The organism is Synechocystis sp. PCC 7339 (assembly GCF_019924095.1).
Classification (GTDB): Bacteria; Cyanobacteriota; Cyanobacteriia; order Cyanobacteriales; family Microcystaceae; genus Synechocystis.
In genome coordinates this window covers 2,303,403-2,324,603 of record NZ_CP063659.1, presented here as the reverse complement: position 1 = coordinate 2,324,603, position 21,201 = coordinate 2,303,403, and the positions used below count along the sequence as shown (strand labels likewise).

The 21,201-nt window shown below is 47.7% G+C and carries 19 protein-coding genes; 13 read left to right on the top strand and 6 right to left on the bottom strand.

Going from position 1 to position 21,201, the window contains the following annotated elements; all coding sequences use genetic code 11:
* Positions 1 to 11: 11 nt before the first annotated feature.
* The 5 genes from IQE94_RS11065 to IQE94_RS11045 all read right to left on the bottom strand — a co-directional run bounded on the left by IQE94_RS11065 (position 12) and on the right by IQE94_RS11045 (position 6,614).
* Positions 12 to 425: a putative toxin-antitoxin system toxin component, PIN family gene (locus IQE94_RS11065; RefSeq protein WP_212718290.1), complete on the bottom strand. Its 414-nt coding sequence runs from the start codon at positions 423 to 425 to the stop codon at positions 12 to 14.
* Positions 425 to 703: a hypothetical protein gene (locus IQE94_RS11060; RefSeq protein ID WP_212718281.1), complete on the bottom strand. Its 279-nt coding sequence runs from the start codon at positions 701 to 703 to the stop codon at positions 425 to 427. The genes IQE94_RS11065 and IQE94_RS11060 overlap by 1 nt, the downstream gene beginning before the upstream one ends.
* Positions 704 to 907: 204 nt before the next feature.
* Positions 908 to 1,294: a hypothetical protein gene (locus tag IQE94_RS11055; RefSeq protein WP_223341918.1), complete on the bottom strand. Its 387-nt coding sequence runs from the start codon at positions 1,292 to 1,294 to the stop codon at positions 908 to 910.
* A 128-nt stretch (positions 1,295 to 1,422) separates the two neighbouring features.
* Complete coding sequence (locus IQE94_RS11050; protein WP_223341916.1) at positions 1,423 to 3,768, bottom strand: ribonuclease R family protein; 2,346 nt, start codon at positions 3,766 to 3,768, stop codon at positions 1,423 to 1,425.
* A 416-nt stretch (positions 3,769 to 4,184) separates the two neighbouring features.
* Complete coding sequence (locus IQE94_RS11045; RefSeq protein ID WP_212718275.1) at positions 4,185 to 6,614, bottom strand: sucrose synthase; 2,430 nt, start codon at positions 6,612 to 6,614, stop codon at positions 4,185 to 4,187.
* Between the two features lie 28 nt (positions 6,615 to 6,642).
* On the opposite strand from IQE94_RS11045, the gene IQE94_RS11040 reads away from it, so the two are divergent.
* The 7 genes from IQE94_RS11040 to IQE94_RS11010 all read left to right on the top strand — a co-directional run bounded on the left by IQE94_RS11040 (position 6,643) and on the right by IQE94_RS11010 (position 12,113).
* Positions 6,643 to 6,849 carry a hypothetical protein gene (locus IQE94_RS11040; protein ID WP_212718266.1) on the top strand — a complete coding sequence of 69 codons (207 nt, stop codon included), beginning with the start codon at positions 6,643 to 6,645 and terminating at the stop codon, positions 6,847 to 6,849.
* A complete protein-coding gene (locus IQE94_RS11035) occupies positions 6,846 to 8,201 on the top strand; it encodes a TIGR03279 family radical SAM protein (RefSeq protein WP_223341914.1) in 1,356 nt (451 codons plus the stop codon). Before IQE94_RS11040 ends, IQE94_RS11035 begins: the two co-directional genes overlap by 4 nt.
* A 35-nt stretch (positions 8,202 to 8,236) precedes the next feature.
* The gene (locus tag IQE94_RS11030) at positions 8,237 to 8,461 is read left to right on the top strand and encodes a hypothetical protein (protein WP_223341912.1); all 225 of its coding nucleotides are present in this window, start codon (positions 8,237 to 8,239) and stop codon (positions 8,459 to 8,461) included.
* A gap of 97 nt (positions 8,462 to 8,558) precedes the next feature.
* Positions 8,559 to 9,923, top strand: coding sequence for a PP2C family protein-serine/threonine phosphatase (locus tag IQE94_RS11025; protein WP_212721809.1), 1,365 nt, complete (start codon positions 8,559 to 8,561; stop codon positions 9,921 to 9,923).
* Between the two features lie 26 nt (positions 9,924 to 9,949).
* Positions 9,950 to 10,204 (top strand): hypothetical protein, encoded by a 255-nt coding sequence (locus IQE94_RS11020; RefSeq protein WP_223341908.1) that lies wholly within the window; start codon positions 9,950 to 9,952, stop codon positions 10,202 to 10,204.
* A 72-nt stretch (positions 10,205 to 10,276) separates the two neighbouring features.
* Positions 10,277 to 11,662: an argininosuccinate lyase gene (gene argH / locus IQE94_RS11015; protein ID WP_212718255.1), complete on the top strand. Its 1,386-nt coding sequence runs from the start codon at positions 10,277 to 10,279 to the stop codon at positions 11,660 to 11,662.
* 4 nt (positions 11,663 to 11,666) lie between these two features.
* The gene (locus IQE94_RS11010; RefSeq protein ID WP_212718253.1) at positions 11,667 to 12,113 is read left to right on the top strand and encodes an NUDIX hydrolase; all 447 of its coding nucleotides are present in this window, start codon (positions 11,667 to 11,669) and stop codon (positions 12,111 to 12,113) included.
* 74 nt (positions 12,114 to 12,187) lie between these two features.
* Here IQE94_RS11010 and IQE94_RS11005 read toward each other — a convergent pair whose 3' ends face one another.
* Positions 12,188 to 13,360 (bottom strand): RNA-guided endonuclease TnpB family protein, encoded by a 1,173-nt coding sequence (locus IQE94_RS11005; RefSeq protein WP_223341907.1) that lies wholly within the window; start codon positions 13,358 to 13,360, stop codon positions 12,188 to 12,190.
* Positions 13,361 to 13,851: 491 nt separating this feature from the next.
* Between IQE94_RS11005 and IQE94_RS11000 the strand changes: the two genes are divergently transcribed.
* The 6 genes from IQE94_RS11000 to IQE94_RS10975 all read left to right on the top strand — a co-directional run bounded on the left by IQE94_RS11000 (position 13,852) and on the right by IQE94_RS10975 (position 21,154).
* Complete coding sequence (locus tag IQE94_RS11000) at positions 13,852 to 14,340, top strand: pentapeptide repeat-containing protein (RefSeq protein WP_212721803.1); 489 nt, start codon at positions 13,852 to 13,854, stop codon at positions 14,338 to 14,340.
* A 99-nt stretch (positions 14,341 to 14,439) separates the two neighbouring features.
* Entirely contained in the window at positions 14,440 to 14,592 is a 153-nt protein-coding gene (locus tag IQE94_RS10995) for a hypothetical protein (protein WP_190597770.1), read from the top strand.
* A 604-nt stretch (positions 14,593 to 15,196) separates the two neighbouring features.
* Positions 15,197 to 16,387, top strand: a complete 1,191-nt coding sequence (locus IQE94_RS10990) for an EAL domain-containing protein (RefSeq protein ID WP_223341906.1) — start codon at positions 15,197 to 15,199, stop codon at positions 16,385 to 16,387.
* A gap of 5 nt (positions 16,388 to 16,392) precedes the next feature.
* On the top strand, positions 16,393 to 19,176 hold the full coding sequence (locus IQE94_RS10985; RefSeq protein ID WP_223341905.1) for a PAS domain-containing protein: 2,784 nt from the start codon (positions 16,393 to 16,395) through the stop codon (positions 19,174 to 19,176).
* A gap of 33 nt (positions 19,177 to 19,209) precedes the next feature.
* Entirely contained in the window at positions 19,210 to 20,166 is a 957-nt protein-coding gene (locus IQE94_RS10980; protein WP_212718245.1) for an aldo/keto reductase, read from the top strand.
* Between the two features lie 88 nt (positions 20,167 to 20,254).
* Positions 20,255 to 21,154, top strand: a complete 900-nt coding sequence (locus IQE94_RS10975; RefSeq protein WP_212718238.1) for a fructose bisphosphate aldolase — start codon at positions 20,255 to 20,257, stop codon at positions 21,152 to 21,154.
* The last annotated feature ends 47 nt before the right edge of the window (positions 21,155 to 21,201 follow it).

The window sequence follows — 21,201 nt, the reverse complement described above, 5'->3', positions numbered from 1 at the left end:
TTTCTGGAGAATCACAAACTATCTAAAAATTGTTTTGCGGTCAAAATGGGGATATTTTGATACGTTTCGAGAATGAGCAAATCGCTGTCGCCACTGATAATGGCATCGGCCTGAGAGGCGATCGCCGTTGCCAAAACCATGGCATCTTTGGGATCTCGCAGTTCGGGAACGTCTAGGGTCTGGATAGTGTACATTACCGATGTTCTAGCTATCAGATCTAGACAAGCGTCAACAGTAAAACCCAAATCTGTTAGCTTCCATTGTAGCTTGGGTTTAAAAAATGTCTGTTTAGTTTCATCAAATATTTCTTGGGATAACGCAATTTTAATGGTGCTATTTTTTTGTAAAAAAACAACCCTTTCCGGCAACCCTCCCCAAAGAATTGCAGATACCCAAATATTGCTATCAAGGACAACTGTAAGCATTATCCCCTAGATTGATTTTTCTGATCACGGCGTACTTCTCGGACAAGTTCGCAAATTTCTTCCATAATCTCATCAGTTAGTTCTTCTTCTGATGCTTCATGCCTAGCCCGAACAATATCCCATGTCAATCTCGGACTTTTAGCAAAGGTCAGAGTATCCTCCTGAACTATAACAGTGTACTGTTCACCGGGAACAAGTTTGGATCTGATTTCCGGAGGAAGCTCTAAAGTTTGTTCTGCTGTGACGGTGGCGGTGAGAACTTGCTCGATGATGCTCATGGTCTGGAAAGAAAAGCAAAGATTACCACTACCATCATAGGTTACCCAGCCCAGGCAAGAATTTAATGCTTGCCCTGCCGGAACTACAGTGCCTTTTAATTAGTGTTGGCCGAGTGTCCTAACTCCTCTGCCATCAGAGAGTGGTCAAGACACCCGGCCATGGTCTGTGTGCAAGTTCAGAAATTTTCGCTGCCCCTTGCCATTTTATTTTTTCAAATCCTTAGCCATCTGGCGGAACATATCCAAACTGTTATCGCTGGAACGGCGATCGTCGTTTACAGGGGGGGAGTTGGTCGGATATGGGGCAGAATCCGTTGCTGTACTGGGAGCCGCTTGACCATTAGCCTGGATTTTTTTTACTTCCATGGCAGAAACCTCCTTCACCACTTCCCCCCCTTGGGAATTAAGGGTTTTGGGAAAACTCCGTTTAATTTTGATGGGAGTCCGCATATATTCAGCATTGCCTAAGCTTTTGGCATCGTCGGTTTCGAGGAAAAATGCCTCTTTTTTTTCTGGTTGAGCGCTGGGGTTGGTTTCAATGTCTTCGACGTACCGTGCTTTTTTACCAAATAAGCCAAATAATCCGGCCATTGATCGTTGCTCCTGGGATAATTGTTAAAATTTATTGCGAATTGTTAAATTTTAGCAACTTTTGCCCAGGCGACAATGGCCTTTGCCCCAGTCTGCTTTGGTTTGCAAGATTTGTCCCTGGACAACAGCTAGAAAATTACCGCCCCTCCTTCGTCATCATCTCCATCTTCCATGGCATCCCAATCCATGGTGTCTTCTTCATCGCGATCATCCCCATCTTCGTCATCATCATCCAAATCGATATTGGCAGAACCTTTGGGGGCATTGTTAACTGCTCCGAGGTCAATTTGTTGACGGTAATAGTCCACACTGCGCACCTGCACGTCCACCTCGTTGCCTAAGCGGTAGGAAGTGCGACTTTTGCGTCCTACTAGGGCACATTGACGGCTGCGAAACTCATACCAGTCATCTTTGAGGGAACTAACATGGACGAGGCCTTCAGCTAGTAGATCGAAAATTTGCACAAAGAAGCCGTAGGACTGGACGCCGGTGATTAACCCCCGGAAGATTTCCCCGGTGCGGGCTTTCATTTTTTCGGCTTTTTTCAGCCCCAACAGATCTTTTTCCGCATCTTCAGCGGTTTGTTCCCGGTCATTGAGTCCCAACACTAACTGGTGCAAATCCCCTTCAATGGTTTCCTGGAGGTTGGGCGGCAACACATTCCAGCTAATCTGGTTGCGGCAGGTGTGGGCATTGAGATCCACCCCGGTTTTCATTTGTTTGGTACGGCGATCGCGCCCCTCCGCCAATACCAGTTTCAGTAACCGTTGCACCACCAAGTCCCCATATCGTTGGGCAGGGGAAACACAGTGAGTGTAACCGGAATCGTAGGCTAGGGCAAAGTGGGGAGCGGGATGGCTAAAATACTTTTCAATTTTGAGGGTATTGGCCAGCAAATGGTTCAACACCGCTTTAGCCGGGAGGGACTCAAATGCCTGGCTGAGGTGATGGTAATGCTGAGGAATAATGTCCCCTTCTAGGTCAATTTTTACCCCTAAATCTAGGTTTTCCACTAACTTAACAATATCCGTCAGATCCTCAGCTTCCGGTGCCACTTGCCCACAGTAGAGACCTGGTATCCCCAGGCCTTGGAGTTGGAGCGCCACTTGCTGTTGCAACACCACCATCAGTTCTGCTAACAGGCTACGAATGGGCAGGGTTTCTTGGGTCATGATTACCCCTAAACGGCCCTCATCCAGGCGGGGGGAAGCCGTTTCTGTTTGGAGGTTGAAACTCCCCCGTTGTAGGCGTTGGGATTTAATCAGGGGGCAAATTTGGAAAAATAGTTCCTGGAGCAGACCGCTGTAGGGTTTCAACTTGTCATTGACGGATTCAATATCCGCCAGGGCCGATTGCACTTCGCTGAAGTCCAGTTGATGATCGACTTTGACCACACTGCTGTGGTATTCAAACCCGGTTACTTCCCCCCGGTCATCCACTGTGAGAAAGAAAGATAAGGCCAAGCGATCTTCATCAGGGATGAGGGAACAGCGTCCGGTCAAGCCTTCGGGGAAAAGAGGGCAAACCTGTTCTTCCAGATATACGGTGGTGCCCCGTTTACGGGCCAACTGGTCTAACAGACTATCTTCGGCAATGTAGTGGGCAATGTCGGTGATGTGAATACCCACTTGCCATTGGTTTGATTGGCTTTCTAGGCTCAGGGCCACTTCCTGCCAGGGCAAGGTTTCTCCCCGGGGGCGATCGCCAAAGGTAATTAACTGGAGTTTGCGATAATCCTGCCTTTTTTTCAGTTCTCCTGGTTCAATTACCTTGGGCAAATTTTGCAGAGCTTCTATGGCTTCGGGAGTCCAGCCTAGGGGCAAATCATGCTTACAGGAGACAATATCGGTGTCGGCGGCGGCTTCAGCGTCACTACCCAGCACTTTGGTAACTTCTCCTAGGGGCGGGTGCTGGGCAATGGGATAACGGAGAACGGAAACATGGACGAGGTGATCCACTGCCTCTGCGAGGTTTTGCTCTTCATCTTTGAGTTCTAGCTCAAATAGCAAGCGGTCATCCAGGGGCACAGCCCGGTAATTATCTTCGCTTTTTTTCACCTGAGCTAACAGGGAAGGATTGGCCCGATCAAGGATGAGATGGACGGCTCCTTCGGGGGATTTACGGCGGGTACCATCTTTAATCACTTTGACTAAAACCCGATCGCCGTTCCAGGCATTGCTGAGATTCCCTTCCCGGACGTAAATATCGGTGGCATCTTCATCGTCTTGGATGGCAAAACAAAAACCCTTACTGGAGCAACGCAGCCGTGCTTCCACCACATCTTCCCGGGATACCCGTTTATACTTCCCCCGCTCCTTGACCAGTACGCCCATTTTTTCCAGGGCATCGAGGACAATCTGCAGGGCTTCTATGGCCTCAGGACTTTCACAACCTAATTTTTTCTCGAGAAATTTACCCGCTACTAATTTGTCATCAACAAAATAGGACAAAAGTGTGGCGATCGAATAATCCATGAAACTGAATCCTGAGGTGGGCTTACGGGGTGAAGGGAAGCGTTAGGATTGCCGGGGTTTGCCATTGACCATAAAGTTTGTAGTGGAAAGCCGTCCTCAGTAAATTACTGAACTATGTCAACTGCAGATGTACAGATGTTTGGAACGGTGTTTCCCCCTCCCCCAATCCCTGGAAGGTGGGTGAGCCATGGCGGAGGGCAAGTAAACCAGTATTAAGGGCAATGTACCGATGGAAGCAAATCCGACGATGACAATCCATAACAACCCCCAATTGTATCAAAGAGGACGTCAACTTTATGGTTGGGGCCTGTTGGTGGCGTTTTGGTTGACGCCCTAAATGGGGGCTTTGATCTCCTTGCCCTCTGAGCTTGGAGGGGGCCGGCAAACGTTTAAAACTCCCTCTTAGTAGGGGCTAGTTAGCGGCTGTACTGGGCTGCTAGAAGTTGGTTAGCCCTGGGTTTGTAGAGCAAATAGAACAAGGCCTCAATGTAACGGAGCATATCTTCCCGCTCTTCCTGGGAAACAAAATTCCAAAAGCCATAAATCCTGGAAAGGGAAAGGAGTTTAGTGGTATGAATTTTCCAAGTGTAGGTACTGTAAACTCTGGCCATGGCGGCTTGGGAGAGCTTCAACCAAAGATCGGGGTCTTGGTCACACTGCTGGACAAATTTTGCTAGGCGATCGCCTGTCTCCTTAGTTTGGGTGGGGTTAATCAGAAAACCATTTTCCCCGTCTTGGATAATTTCCAGGGGCCCCCCAAAGCGGGTGGCAAAAGTCGGCAGGCCGGAAATCATCGCTTCAAGAATAGTCAAACCAAAGGCTTCAAATAAAGCTGGTTGGACAAAAATGCCCCGGCGATCGCCAATGACCCGATACACTTCCCCCGTATCTCCTTTGGAGAGCCGTACCCCCAACCAACGAATTTTGCCCTGGAGTTGATACTGGTCAATTAAGGCGTACATTTTTTCGATTTCACTGCGTTCCTCGGGGTCTTCCGATTCCTCCAGGCGTAATTTCCCCGCCACTAAAATTAGATTGCATTGTTCTTGCAATTGGGCACTTTGGGCAAAAATTTCCACCAATCCGGTCAGATTTTTGATCCGGTCTAACCGAGCCATGGAAAAGAGGGGGCGTTTCTCTGGATTGTCCAATTTGCCATAGACCTGAGTTGGATCATCGAGGGTAAATAACAATTCCTCCAACCGTTGGCGATCGCCCATGGTGCGGTCTTGGTCATTGCTGTAGGGGAAAAAATAGGACTCATTTACACCGGGGGGAACCACATTAAATTTGGGGCTAAATAGCTCAATGCCATCCACTACATGGTACAAATCCGGCATAGTGAAATGTTTATAGGATTCATACTGCCCCACACTATCGGGCATGCCTGTAATTTCTTGGTAGGTGCTACTGACAATGAAATTGGCCGCATTCATGGCAATTAAATCGGCAGTAAATTGCAGGGAAAAATGATATTGACTCTCTAAATCCTGCCAATAGAGATTACTAAATAAATATTTTGACTTTTCCAGGGCATGGGCCACATTACATTGGGTTACCTTAAGTTTACGGGCCAGGAGAAAGGCAATTAAATTACCATCGGTGTAATTACCAATAATCAAATCGGGACGACCATTTAAAACCGACCACAATTCTTTTTCTGCATCAATGGCAAAAGTTTCCAAGTAGGGCCAAATTTCAAAGCGGGAAATCCAGTAGTCAGTTGAATGGCCATTGCTACGGAAGGGAACCCGGAGAATAAAGACATTTTCTGTGCCATAAACTTTTTCTAAACGTTCGTCACAGCGGGTACCGTCACTCTGGGGAATTAAGCGGCTGAGGATAATTACTTGGGGGACAATTTTTAGCACATCTAGCCCTGCCAAGGTAATATCTTCCACCAATTGTTGCTCTAAGCTTTTAGCTTGGTCCAGCACATAAACTATTTGGCCGCCAGTATCAGGCCGCCCCAATACCCCTTCCTGGCCAAACCAACCATGACAGGATACCAGTACTAGACGAAAAATCATCGGAATGCGGGACAGCAGGGCCTCTAGGGTTTGGTGATCTGGTGAATCCAGCAAGGCTTCTAGCAATTCAAGGCTTTCCTGAACCCTACCGGCAGTGTTGCCCCAACCAGGCTCAAAACCAAGGGATTGGAGGGGAAAGCGAAATTCAGGATAGGGTTCCGTTGCGGGCCTACTTTCCACAAAGGCGATCGCCTCTTTAATTTGATTCGATAATTGGGCTTGGTTTTGGATTCTTTCATTGATTAGCAACTGGGTGCCATTGTAGTTATGCAGGCTCAAGAACTTGTACAGCTCCGACAACCACTGCTGGGGATCTTGGAATAATTTACTGGATAAAAAGCGGTTTAAATATTGCACTCCATTGCCAATATTTTTACTGTCTCGAATCAGGGGAGAATAGTCATAAAAAGGACGAAAATCAATTTCAAAAATTTTTCCATCTGCTGGATGATGGTGGTTGACATAGCGGTCACGGATGGCGAGAATTTCTTGTACAGAAATGGCTTCCACTTCCAGGGCATTGGTGAGACGATAGAATTCTTCCTGGGCAATTTTGGGGCGAATAACAATGCAATAACTTTCCGACTCGAGGATAATTTCTTGGATAACTTGCAGGATTTTTTCAATCTGGACGGTGCTTTGGGGGGTCGGAGATAATTTTTCTTCTTCCTTTTGCTCCTGACAAAACTGTTCAAAAAAAACAATGATGTCGTTCCTTAGCCAATAGGTACGTTTCTGTTGCCGCAGTTGGTGGAGAAATTCCCTCAGGAGAGTATTTTCATTGCTATTCACCACTGCTTTAATCAGATTGTGCATAAAATATTAGTGTAAGAAGTATTCACTATTGATAATACACTATCGACAATCCTCCCCCGATTTGCTCTCCTCTGGCGATCGCCTTTTCCCCAACCGGACAGGAGCTAAAACCATGGGCTCCATGGGCCAAGGTAGAATGGGTCAGGATAAATCATCCCTTGAATTAATGCGGTCTTCGCTAATTTTCAATAACTATTCTGCCAATCAAACCACTGCTTTGTCCCCCAACCCATGAGTGAAGCTTCCCTACGTCCCGCCAAAATCAGTACTGTGTTACCGGGATCCCTGGGGGAAGAAATGGGCTTTGAGCCGGGGGATGCCATTGTGCGCATTAACGGTCAGGCACCGAGGGATTTGATTGATTACCAATTTCTTTGCGCCGACGATTATTTGGAATTGGACGTACTGGATAGTCAAGGGGAACTGCACGAACTGGCGGTGGAAAAGGAATTTGATCAGGATTTAGGACTAGGTTTTGAAACGGCCATATTTGACGGGTTGATCCAGTGCAATAACCGTTGCCCTTTTTGCTTCATTGACCAACAACCGCCAGGGAAACGGGAGAGTCTGTATTACAAAGATGACGACTATCGCCTCAGTTTTCTTTATGGCAGTTATCTCACCCTGACCAATTTGAGTGCTAAGGAATGGCAGCGCATAGAGCAGTTAAGGCTTTCTCCCCTCTACGTTTCCATCCACGCTACGGAAGCATCGGTGCGGGAAAGGTTGTTAAAAAATCATCGAGCGGGGCAAATTCTTGATCAGTTAGCTTGGTTCCAAGCTAGAAGGTTACAGATCCATGCCCAGGTGGTGGTGTGCCCAGGCATCAACGACGGCATCCATTTGGAACGGAGCCTACGGGATTTGGCCCAGTTTCACCAGGGAGAAACCCCAGCAGTCATTTCCGTGGCGGTGGTACCGGTGGGTCTGACCCGTTTTCGTCCCCAGGAAGATGAATTAAGCCCCGTCAGTCAAGCTAGAGCCAGGGAGGTAATTGCCCAGGTGCAAGCTTTACAAAAGGAATTTGCCCAGCAACTAGGTAGTAACTTTGCTTGGTTGGCCGATGAGTGGTTTCTCATTGCCCGTCAACCCTTGCCGCCGGAAAGCCATTACGAAGACTATCCCCAAATTGGCAACGGGGTCGGCTCTATCCGTCAATTTATTAAAGAATTTCAACAACAGGCTGAGGCATTTCTCCCCCCGGCGATCGCCAAAGCCAAGACATTAACCTGGGTGGTGGGCAATGCTGTAGAACACGTGTTTGAGCCCCTGGTGGAACAGTTAAATCAAGTGGAGGGTTTAACGATTAATTTAGCTCCCTTGAACAGTGATTATTGGGGCCAGGAAATTACGGTAACGGGACTATTGACGGGACAGGATTTAATCGCTAAATTGACAGGCAGAGATTTAGGGGATGGCATTCTATTGCCTGCTCTGATGTTGAAACACGATGATACTTGCTTTTTGGATGACCTCCGGGTGGCTGACGTGGCCGAGGAGTTGGCCACAACCATCTATCCTGTGGCTGATGTGCCCGATTTGTTGGAACATTGTGTTCAGCCCATGGCTGTCCCCCACCATTGCTAAAAAACCTAGCTAATTTTTCTTCCCCATGGGGAAATTTGGCAGTTCAGTGGGCAGAGTTGTTGTCAGTTGCCTTCACTGAGAACAATAGTTTTTACCCAACAGATAGTGAGCTAAAAATAGCTTTGATTAAACTATTGGTAAAACTGCTCGATGGGCTAGCCGATTTTCGCCCCGGCTTTGCACTTTCTGCACCGATCTCTGATTTACTAGTTTGTCCATCTATGGATTCTGTAAACTTTTTCCTGCATCGCTCCAACTAACCTTTCTTGGATGTCCTCCATGCCCCCCCTGCCTAGCTTGCCTTCCACCGATGCCGTTATTTCCCCCGGTCACTTTGTTGAACCCCCTACCTCTCCGGTGGTTATTCTCAAGGAGTTGGTGGCTAAGTTGTACCGGGAACAAAATAAGGTGCAGGATTTGTTGGCGGCCATGGGCTATGCCCTGCGGAGTTTGCACAATCTCAATCAGTTTCTGGAATTGACCCCCCTAATGGCCACTAGGGTAGCCGATGCTGATGGTAGTGTGTTGGTGTTAATGCGGGAGGGGGAAATATCTATTTTTGAACAAATCCATGGCAACAAAAATGGGCTCAAGGGGACCATTAAAGGCGCCTTGCAGAGGGCCCGCCAGATCGGGATTAGTCCGGCACCAGATTCCTCCACTGTGCTTAGTTATTTTGACCGTAAATTGCGCCAGGAGTTACCGGCGATCGCCTGTTATAACACCCCCATTTTGAGCCACCAGGAGGAAGTGGGGCGTTTGTACATTTTCAGCCAGGATCGTAACTATAGCTGGACCCCCACCCGTCGCAAACTACTACAACTAATTTCTGACCAAACCGCCGTGGCGATCGCCAACAGTGACTTGAACCAAAAACTGAGATCGAGGGAAAGTCAGGACCGGGAATTGGAAATCGCCTCGGAAATTCAAAATCAACTATTACCCCGTTGTTGTCCCCAAATTGATGGTTTGGACATTGCCGCCCAGTGTAAAACCGCTAGCAGGGTGGGGGGAGACTACTACGATTTCATTCCTGCCAACTATGACCAACTGCGCCAGGGGGATTGGTTATGTCGCAACACCAGCCATTTGGGGGTGCCCTGGAGTATTGTAATTGGTGACGTCATGGGTAAAGGGGTGCCAGCGGGGCTAATTATGACCATGACCAGGGGCATGCTCCGGGCAGAAGTGCTAAATCGCCATAGTCCAGCCCAGATTCTCAACCACCTCAACCGGGTAATGTATGCCGACCTGGAAAATTCCCATCGTTTTGTCACCCTGTTTTATTCTGAGTACGACCCGGAAACCAGTGTGCTTTCCTACAGCAACGCCGCCCATAACCCTCCCCTGTTGTGGCGAGCCGGCAGTGACACTCCCCAATGTTTAATTCCCCTAGACACAGAAGGTGCCTTAATCGGCCTGGAGTCAGATTCCGATTACCGGGATGCCCAAATTCAACTTATTCCCGGGGACGTAGTGCTGTACTACACCGATGGTCTGACCGATGCCGGTAACGCCAAAGGCGATCGCTTCGACGATAAAAATCTCCGCATTGCTTTCCAACAGGCCTGTGAAACCGCCCAAACCGCCCAGGGCATCCTGACAGCAATTTTCACTGCGGTGGAAGCATTTGTGGGCTCAGACAATAGTCATCAAACCGATAAAATCCCTGCCCGGGACGATATGACATTGGTCGTTCTGCGGGTAAAATCGACGGAGTGAGCCTTATTGTTTGGGAGTCAAGATTTATGTGGCAGTGCCTAGATTTAGCCTTGAATATTTTGCCCCTCCATGGAGGAATAGAGCATTTTTCCCCCACTGCCCCCGCCGCTTTTTCTTCCTGGCTAGACCACGGCTTGTTTTTCGCCCAAAATGTTAGAGATGTTGACATTCTGGGAGATTTTCAGAGTGCCTGGGATAATTTTGTCAAATCTGGGCAAATTTGGGCTTTGATTATTGGTTTTGTTCTCGGTTGGGGATTCCGGGGTTTCACTGGCGGTTAATATTTTTCTCCGCCTAAAACCAACTGCTCCGCCACCATCTGCTCATCATTACCACAAAATTCCCCAATCCCAATGACAAAAAAAACCTGGAGCGATCGTTTTGAAGGCACGTTGCACCCTGCCATCACCCTTTTTAATGCCAGCATTGGTTTTGATATCGAATTAATTGAATATGACCTGGATGGCTCGATCGCCCATGGCAAAATGTTGGCTAAAACGGGCATTATCAGCCCAGGGGAAGCAGAACAATTGGTACAGGGCCTGGAGCAAATTCGCCAGGAATACCGATCCGGTAATTTCAACCCAGGGGTAGACCAGGAAGACGTTCACTTTGCGGTGGAGCGACGATTAACGGAATTGGTGGGGGACGTGGGCAAAAAACTCCACACAGCCCGTTCTCGCAATGACCAGGTGGGAACTGATATTCGTCTTTACCTGCGGGCCCAAATTGACGACATCCGCCAACGGTTAAGAAATTTTCAAGTAGTGTTGCTCCAACTCGCGGAAATCAATGTGGAAACTCTGATTCCCGGCTATACCCACCTCCAGCGAGCCCAACCAGTGAGTCTGGCTCACCATCTACTGGCCTATTTCCAGATGGCCCAACGGGATTGGCAACGGTTGGGGGAAATTCGAGCCAGAACTAATATTTCTCCCCTAGGCTCCGGGGCCCTGGCAGGTACCACCTTCCCCATCGATCGCCATTACAGTGCGGAATTGTTGGGATTTGAAGGCATTTATGCCAACAGCCTAGACGGGGTCAGCGATCGGGATTTTGCCATCGAATTTCTCAATGCCGCCAGTTTGATCATGGTGCATTTGAGCCGGTTAAGCGAGGAAATGATCCTCTGGGCCTCCCAGGAATTTAGCTTCATCAGTTTGACCGATAGTTGTGCCACCGGGTCGAGCATTATGCCCCAAAAGAAAAACCCGGACGTGCCGGAGTTAATTCGAGGCAAAGCAGGGCGGGTAATTGGCCATCTCCAGGGCATGCTGGTGCTGATGAAGGGTCTACCCCTGGCTTACAACAAAGATTTACAAGAAGACAAGGAAGCCCTATTTGATGCGGTCAAAACGGTGCAGGTGAGCTTGGAGGCCATGACCATTTTGCTCGATGAAGGCATTGTTTTTCGCCAAGAACGCTTAGCGGAAGCGGTGGCGGAAGATTTTTCCAATGCGACGGATGTGGCGGATTATCTGGCGGCTAAAGGAGTGCCCTTCCGGGAAGCCTACAACCTAGTGGGCAAGGTAGTTAAAACCAGCTTAGCGGCGGGGAAATTGCTCAAAGATTTAACTCTAAACGAATGGCAAGCACTCCATCCAGCTTTTGAAGAGGACATTTACCAAGCCATTACTCCCCAGCAAGTAGTGGCGGCCCGCAATAGTTACGGCGGCACGGGTTTTGAACAGGTAAAAATGGCGATCGCCAATGCCAAAGCCGAGTTAGGCCTAGGTTAAACCAGTGTGGAGATATGCCCAGGTTTTCATCAAATTATTGCTCCGCCGTCCCCTGTCAGCGGTGACATTAATTCCCGTTTTGCCTAGTGGTTCTATTGTCTTAGTTAAGCGACAGGATACAGGGCAATGGAGTTTACCGGGGGGTCTGATCGACTGGGGGGAAATAGTGGCAATAACGGCGGCTCGGGAGTTACGGGAAGAAACTGGTTTACAGTTAGTCAAAATTGATCGCCTGCTTGGGGTTTATTCCAGTCCTGACCGAGATCCCCGTATGCACTCCGTCACCATTTCCCTGGTGGTTAAAGCAGAAGGTAATTTGCTCGTTGGCGATCGCCAGGAGGTGTCCCAGGTACAAGCTTTTACTGTGGAAGATTTACCTCTGGGAGCATTAAGCCACGACCACGACCAACAACTACAGGATTTTTTGCGGGGGGAAACAATCATTGCTTGATTCCCATTATTTGTTCTTGGGTAAATATTCCTTTTGACATCCTCCCTGCCCCAAGGGACAGGGATTCCTAAACCTCACGATTTAAGTTTCTGCTTCATAGCACCTGCCTTCACAGATTTACTCTGTTCGGGTCTTACGGTCGCTCCACAGACTGACACCGCTAGTCCAGCGGCCAAGATATTACGACTGGCATTGATGTCCCTATCATGGTTGGTTCCACACTCAGGACATTGCCAATCTCGAATATTGAGAGGCATCTTATCGACGATATGCCCACAGGAACTACAGCGTTTGGAAGAAGGAAACCAACGGTCAATCTTGACCAGATTCCTTCCATACCAACGACATTTATAGTCCAATTGACGAACAAACTCGCCCCAGCCACTATCGCTAATGGAGAAGGCGAGTTTTCTGTTTTTGACCATATTTTTGACGGAGAGATTCTCAACTGCAATCGTTTGGTTTTCACGAACGAGTTGAGTAGTCAATTTATGGAGGAAATCTTTACGGGAATCAGTAATTTTAAGGTGAATTTTGGCAACTTTACGCCTTGCCTTATCCCTATTCTTAGACCCCTTTTGTTTACGGGCTAGACGTTTTTGGGCCAACCGTAAACAACGATGATGCTTCTTAAATTGCTTGGGATTGGCAATCTTGTCACCATTACTGGTAGCAATCAAGCTTGTCACCCCTAAATCAATACCAATAGCATTTTCGTTAACAGGCAATGATTTGATGTTCGGATCATCAAAATGAATGGCAATGTGCCACCGTCCCGATGGATGAAGTCGTACCGTTACACTGGTTGGTTCGCATCCCTTGGGAATTTGCCTCGACCAACGAATATCCAGAGGTTTCGAGCACTTGGCTAGGTAAATTTGCCCATCCCTAAATCGGAATGCGACTTTGGTAAATTCCGCACTACCTCCTTGATGTTTCTTTTTGAAGTTGGGATATTTCGCCCGACCCGCAAAGAAATTGGTGAAAGCAGTTTGAAGATTCCGCAGACTTTGTTGAAGGGGAACGGAACTGACTTCATTAAGAAAGTCTAATTCTTCTTCCTTCTTCCATCCAGTCAACATTGAGGATGTCTGGGTATAGCCGATACGCTCTTGGCGCTCATACCACCCTTGGGTTCTGACCTGGAGAGCTTTGTTGTACACCAGGCGGACGCAACCTAACGTGCGGCGCAAGAGACTTTCTTGCTCCGATGTCGGGTAAAAACGATACCGATGTGACTTTTCCATACCTTGCATCTTAGCATCTTATTTGCAAAACTAGGTGGTCTGACTAGCAAGAAATTAAGGCACTCGGCACATCCCCGCCGTGAACGGCACCGGAGCTTTAGTACGGCACCGGAGCTTTAGTGAGGATTTTCCCGTGCCATACTTTGATAAATCAATATTGCTCTCTTTTAACTAATATCCCAAAACTATCGATGCCAATTTCACAAACAAGATCTCCATCTAGTTTGTATTGTCTATATCTAGTTTGTATTGTCTATCCTGGAGTAGTCAAGGGAATGAGTCTAGAAAGACAGGCTACATAACAGTTGTAGCCAACCTGAGTGTCCCTACCCGGAATTAGGGCACCTCCTCTAGCGGCCCTCAACAGTTGGTGTAAGTTTATACACCTAGCCATAAATGAGCTTTGAGTTACAATAGAGGGAGGGAATTACTTCAAGCTTAATAAAAGAATCAGTATAAGTTAAGAAGAAAAAGTTGTTATGTAGAAAAGGATAAAAATTATGAATGCTCAGGAAATTCTTCAGTGTTACGCCGAAGGACAGAGAGATTTTAGTCATACAAACTTGGTTAAAGTCTGTTTGTCGAATGCAAACTTAATGGGCACACAACTGGTTTTTGCAGACCTTAGTGGTGCAAACTTGAATCGTGCACACCTCAATAATGCAGTCTTAAAAAAAGCAAATCTTGCTTTAGCTGATATGACTGAGGTGTGTTTAACCTATGCTGATTTGAGTGGTGCAGACCTTAGTGGTGCAAGTTTGGTGGGAGCAAATCTTTCCAATGCAGATCTATCAGATGCGAAATTAGGAGGTGCAGACTTACGGAGGGCGAATTTATCTGAAGCTAGTCTTCGAGGAGCAGATTTGCGTGGTGTGAACTTAATCGAAGCTAACTTAACAGATACGGATTTTAGCGAGGCAGACTTAACGGGGGCTTACATAAGTGATGACGCACCGGTTAATGTTATCAATTTCTCGTAATGAATTGAATTATTTATGTCTCGATAGCTAGGGGCAAAAAGCTTAGGAATATTTGGTTATTAAGCGGATAAATTTTTTGTTATCTAAGAGGATAAAATTATGAAACCAATGATTTGGCACCCAGAAGAAAAAGATGAAAAAGTCAACAAATATCTAGACCGAGTTAACCACGAACCTTGGCTGGGTTTTGCTGCTTTTTCTCTAGTATTTTTCGTCGCATTTATGTTATTAATGTTTGTGGGAATTTTCTAAGAAAGCAGACCACTAATTAGGTCTATGATCGGTGTGGGGTTTAATATTTGCGCCCGGGGGGTGGATTAAGAATTAAAATCACGCTCCCCATTCTCAATTTAACTTACTGATCCGCCCCCTTAGAAAGTGTTTGAAAAGTACAAAGCTAGGTATTTATCCCCCTAAATCTCCTCACTAAAGCTCCGGCTTAAAAAGGGATACTTTTGTGACATTTCCCTCCTTCCCAAGGGGGGCTAGGGGGGATTAAACAGCCAAAACTCAATTTTCCAAACAGGCTCTTAATGGAGGCAAAGCCCTGACATTGGATGTTTTCTTTTACATGGCGGGATTCCAACAACTGGAGTAGATAATCCGGGCCACCAGCTTTCGATCCTATTTCAGAAATTTTAGCCCCCCAAACGCTCGATTAAGTGTCCGCCCCACCATTGCCTGTAACACCGGGCTGGTTGACATTGCTTTGTTTTCTCTGTCGGGTGGTGGAGTCCACCATTCAAGCGGACTTGTAACGATTTAGAGAACATATCAACAAGTTACAGACTTCATGACCTAAAATTACAGCAGGCGTTCATAACTGGAGTTTTTAGCATTAACAGCAAATATTAAGGTGGCTGTAGTGGAAAAAACGCGAATCTCAAAAAGCTTGCTAGTCCTTGACGACGAAAAAGATGTCGCTGCCACAATCTGCATGATGGCCGCCACCGCCGCCTATGCCGCTGACTATATTGATGATGCCGATATTTTTCTAGAGAAAGTGGCCTCCTCGGCACCGACCCACGTGGCGGTGGATTTGCAACTAGCTTATCGTGATGGCATAGAAGTTATCCGTAAACTAGCGGAAATGGACTGCAAAGCAGCGGTGATCATCATGTCCGGTCTAGGAGGGCGCATCATAGAATCTTCTGCCAGAGCGGCTACTGAAAACGGGCTTCGGCTTCTGGGCACCTTAGCCAAACCCTTTTCCCGTGCTCAACTTTTAGAATTGTTGGCAAAGGATGTCCATGAGACTGTTTCAACGCGGAAATTCCCAACATATTCTGTTTCTGATGAGCAAATCAGCGATGCGCTCAAGGCCAAAGCTTTTGTGGCCCACTTTCAGCCCAAAATTTCCTGTCTGACTGGCGAACTAGTCGGATTTGAATGCCTCGCCCGTTGGCCCCAAAAGGACGGTACTATGATCCCCCCGGATCAGTTCATTGGTTTGGCTGAGCAACAAGGAATGATTGATGCACTAACGCGACAAGTCTATCATTACGCCTTTGCCAACTTGCCCCTACGGAACCATAGATCTCCATTGAAATATGCGTTAAATCTTTCACCAATCAACTTAAAAGATACAAATTTTCCCCACTGGTTAAGAAATAAATGCCGCGAGCATAGTATTAAGCCATCACAGATTATTCTGGAACTTACAGAGACAGCTAGCATGGAAAATCCACTGGTGCTATTAGAGCATTTGACTCAGTTTCGCATCCATGGATTTCAGTTGTCCATTGATGATTTTGGTGTTGGCTACTCCTCCCTTGTGCAACTGGCACGGTTACCTTTTTCGGAACTGAAGGTCGACCAAATGTTCGTCAAAACCCTTGCCGGCTCCCAAGAGTCTCGGAAAATTGTCGCCGCTGTGGTTGGTCTTGGGAAGTCCATGGATTTGAATGTAGTAGCTGAGGGGGTAGAAAACGCATCCGCTCTGGGGTTGTTGCGAGAGCTTGGTTGCGACGAAGCCCAGGGCTACTTTATCGGCAAGCCCATGGATGTTGTCACCGTCGGGAATTGGAGCGGCTTATCGGATAAGTAGGCATAATGAATCAATCAATGGACTTTCTATACAAGAGACTTTTCAAAGCGTCACCAAGCAAAATCCTGGTGCTCCAACCCGACAGATTTGAGATCATCGCCGTCACTGACGAATACCTGAAGGCGACCGCTACAAAAGAAAGTGATATTGTCGGCAAGACTCTGTTTGATGTATTTCCCGACGATCCCAATGACCCCAATGCAGATGGGGTAAACAGCATGTCCGCCTCCCTGCAGAGAGTTATGTCGCTGAAAACAGCCGATATAATGGGTATACAACACTATCCCATATGCCTACCCAATGGTACGTTTGAAGAAAGGTTTTGGAGTTCGGTAAATAGTCCCGTGTTAGGTGAATTCGGAGCAGTCGAGTTTATTATGCACAGGGTAGAGGATGTGACGGAGATAGTTCATGAAAATAGTTTTGCCATCCTCACGGAAATTACCAAAACGGAAAACCGCATTGCCCTTCAGGATATTATTCTGCGATCAAAAGAACTCAAGCAGACTCTATCAAAACTGCAGGAACATGAGGCTCGTATTCGCACCGCAGAGCGGATTCTGAGTCTTGGTACTTGGGAATATAATCCACAGACCGGCACTTTGAATTGGTCCAAGCAGGTGTTTGACATCTACGGTATGACCCCTACTCAAAAAGCACTGGATGTCGAAGAATATTTTGCCATGGTCCACCCGGATGATCGGGAAGCATCCATTGCCATTTATCAGTCCTTTATGGAAGAAAATGCCCCCCGAATTGCTTTTGAACATCGTGTGACCACCCGTGATGGCGATGTTAGATATGTTAAAGGCTTTGGTGAACGTCATTGGACACCGGACGGTGAAATCGTGGTTGGCTGTGTTCAGGACATTACCTCGTTTATTAGAAATCGCGACAAACTTACCCAAGCGGAATACCTTCTACATCTGGCGGGGGAAAAAGCCCGGCTAGGAGGTTGGCGGGTCGAACTAGATCCGCCGGTTGTCACTTGGACGCCGGAGACCGCGGTGATTCATGGTATGCCCCCCGATTACTCCCCCCCCGATGTGAGCACCGCAGTTCAGTTTTATGCCCCCGAATTTCGTGAATTTATCATGGAAGTCTTTGAACGTTGTGTGCAGCAAGGCGAAGCTTTTGATGTCATCTGCCAACTTCAAGTGCCTGACGGACGCAGACCTTGGATAAGGGCCATTGGCGAGGCCGAACGGGACGCCCAAGGCAAGATAATTGTTGTCCAGGGGGCGTTTCAGGATATTTCAACCCTACGGGAGGCCCAGGAGTGTTTTCAGTTAATATCCAAAGCCACCAATGATGTGATCTGGGACTGGAATTTTGCTACCAATCAAGTCTGGTGGAATGACTCCATAACAGATGTGTTTGGCTATGCTTTGTCGGATATGGAGCCGGGACCAGAATCCTGGACGCTACGCATCCATCCGGATGACAAAGAGCGTGTTCTCCAGAGTATTTATCAAGTTATCGATGGTGAAGAAAATTACTGGGAATGCGATTATCGCTTTATAAAAAGCGATGGTCAGTACGCTAATGTCATAGATCGTGGTTTTGTGGCCCGTGATGGCCAAGGTAAAGCGACCCGTATGGTGGGCAGTGTCCTGGACGTCACTGAGCGCATGGTAATGGAACAGAGGCTACGGGAATCTCAAAAACTCGAAGCTGTGGGACATTTAACCGGTGGTGTGGCCCACGATTTCAACAATTTATTGACAATAATTCTGGGTAATGCCGAAATGTTGTCAGAACTGGTGGCGGATCCAAACCTACAAAGTATGGCAGACATGACATTATCGGCCGCTAAGCGTGGTGCCGAACTAACCCGCCATTTGCTAGCCTTTGCCCGCCGCCAACCCCTTGACCCTAAAGCGATGAATGTTAATAATTTAGTGGAGGCGATGTGGGGGCTTATTCGTCGCACCCTGCCGGAAAATATTGAACTTGAATTTGTCCCTGACCCCGATCTAGGCATTACAGAAATTGATGCTGGTGAACTGGAAACAGCATTGTTGAATCTGGTGGTCAATGCCCGCGATGCCATGCAAGATGGGGGTAAATTAACCATTGAGACCTCCACTGCTGTGCTGGATAGTGATTACGCCGATCGCCACTCTGAAGTGATAACGGGCGAGTATGTGATGATTTGTGTTTCGGACACTGGCATTGGCATGGATTCAGATACGGTAAGCCACGCCTTTGAACCCTTCTTCACCACTAAATCGGTGGGCAAGGGCAGTGGCCTTGGTTTAAGCATGGTCTTTGGTTTTACCAAACAATCGGGTGGACATATAAAAATTTATTCCGAACCCGGTGAAGGCACGGCAGTTAAACTCTACTTCCCGATGGTGAGAGGTGCCCAGCAAGTAAATTATCCACCAACCCAGGAATCATTACCGGAAGGTGGTAGGGAGCATATTTTGATTGCCGAGGACGACGATTTAGTATTGAAACACCTTGAAGCTCAGTTGCGCTCCCTAGGTTATCGAGTCACAGCCGTCATATCCGGCCCCGATGCACTAAAAGTCTTGGGCACCCATAACGATATCGAGCTTTTGCTTACCGACATAATTATGCCCGGTGGCATAAACGGGCGGGAATTAGCTGATCGTGCCAAGGCAATGTATCCCAAACTCAAGATTTTATTTACCTCTGGCTACACCGAGAACGCCATTGTTCATCACGGTCGCCTCGATCCGGGGGTGAACCTGCTAAGTAAACCCTATAATCGTTTGGAACTGGCAACTAAAGTGCGACAAGTGCTGAGCCAACAACGTTAACTTTTGTTCAAATACCTGACTAGGATGAATTCAATGAAATATTTCCATTTGAGCAATGGGGAGCAGATGCCTGCCCTAGGTCTGGGAACGTGGAAGTCGTCGCCCCAAGTAGTGGGTCAAGCCGTTGAGCAAGCTTTGGAATTGGGATATCGCCACTTTGACTGTGCTGCCATCTATGGCAATGAAGCAGAAATTGGAGCCACTTTAGCCAAGGCTTTCACTAAGGGTTTGGTAAAGCGAGAGGATCTCTGGATTACCTCCAAGCTGTGGAGCAATGCCCATCATCCCGACGCGGTTTTACCTGCTCTACAAAAAACTTTGCAGGATTTGGGTCTAGATTATTTGGACTTGTATCTAATCCATTGGCCGGTAGTCATTCAGCCCGGCGTTGGGTTCCCTGAATCCGGTGACCAGTTATTGCCATTTACCCAAGCTTCCCTAGAGGGAACCTGGCAAGCCTTGGAGCAAGCAATTGATTTGGGACTCTGCCACCATATTGGGGTGTCTAATTTCAGCCTTAAAAAGTTAGAAATGCTTCTGTCCATGGCCCGCATTCGCCCCGCTGTCGATCAGGTGGAACTTCATCCTTATCTCCAGCAATCGGACTTGCTAGCGTTTGCTGAATCCCAAAACATTTTACTAACGAGTTATTCACCCCTGGGTTCTGGCGATCGCCCGGCGGCTTTCCAGAGGGCAGAAGAACCGACGTTACTAGCTGATCCAGTGATTGCTGCGATTGCAACTGAACAGGGATGCAGTGCGGCCCAAGTCCTTTTGGCCTGGGCAATTCAGCGGGGAACTGTAACCATTCCCAAGTCAGTTAATCCTGAACGATTACAGCAGAATTTAAAGGCGGCAGATATTACCCTCACCGATGCCCAAATGGCAAAAATTGCTTCACTAGACCGTCATTATCGCTACGTGTCAGGAGAGTTTTGGACAATGCCAGGAAGCCCCTATACCTTACAAAACCTATGGAATGAAATCTGAACTGGAGAGCCCCAAACAATCCGGTCTTAGTTACCATATTTCCCCATTAAAATATTAGAGAAATTTACCGCAAAAGGAAGGAAGCACAATGACTCTCGAACTGAACCAGGAACAACTGGAAAAAATGAAATCCCATCCTGGTTTCATTGCCGCCCTAGACCAAAGTGGGGGTAGCACACCGGGAGCATTGGCCGATTACGGAATCGAACAGGATACCTATTCTGGTGACGACGAGATGTTCGCACTGGTGCATCAAATGCGGACCCGCATCATGACTAGTCCAGGCTTCAGCGGCGATCGGATTTTGGCGGCGATTCTATTCGAGGACACCATGGACCGGGAAGTTGAGGGAGAGCCCACTGTCAACTACCTTTGGAAGCAGAAGCAAATCGTACCGATTCTGAAAGTCGACAAGGGACTGGCCCCAGAGGAGGATGGGGTCCAGTTGATGAAGCCCATACCCCAGCTTGACGATCTGCTAATGAGGGCCAAGAAAAAAGGCATCTTCGGCACGAAAATGCGGTCGTTTATCAAACAGGCCAATGGGGCCGGTATCGAGGCGATCGTGAACCAGCAATTTGAGCTAGCTCAGCAAATTATTGCCGCCGGACTGGTGCCGATCATTGAGCCGGAGGTAGACATTCACTGCCCAGAGAAAGCCCAAGCGGAAGCACTACTCAAAGCAGCCATTCTGAAGCATCTTGAACAATTACCTAAAGAACAGTGGGTGATGCTCAAACTTACCTTGCCGGAGCGAGACAACCTTTATGGCGATTGCATTGAACATTCCAGTGTTTTGAGAGTGGTTGCTTTGTCGGGTGGCTACTCCCAAGTGGAAGCCAATGAACGCCTGGGCAAGAATCACGGTGTCATAGCAAGCTTTTCCCGGGCCTTGACTGAAGAGCTGACTGCCCAGCAAACCGATGCCGAATTCAACACGATGTTGGATAAATCCATTCAAAAGATCTATCAGGCATCACTCACTTGACTATAACAGCCTAGATCGTCTGTGGAAGTCCCGGCGCTGGTAAAACA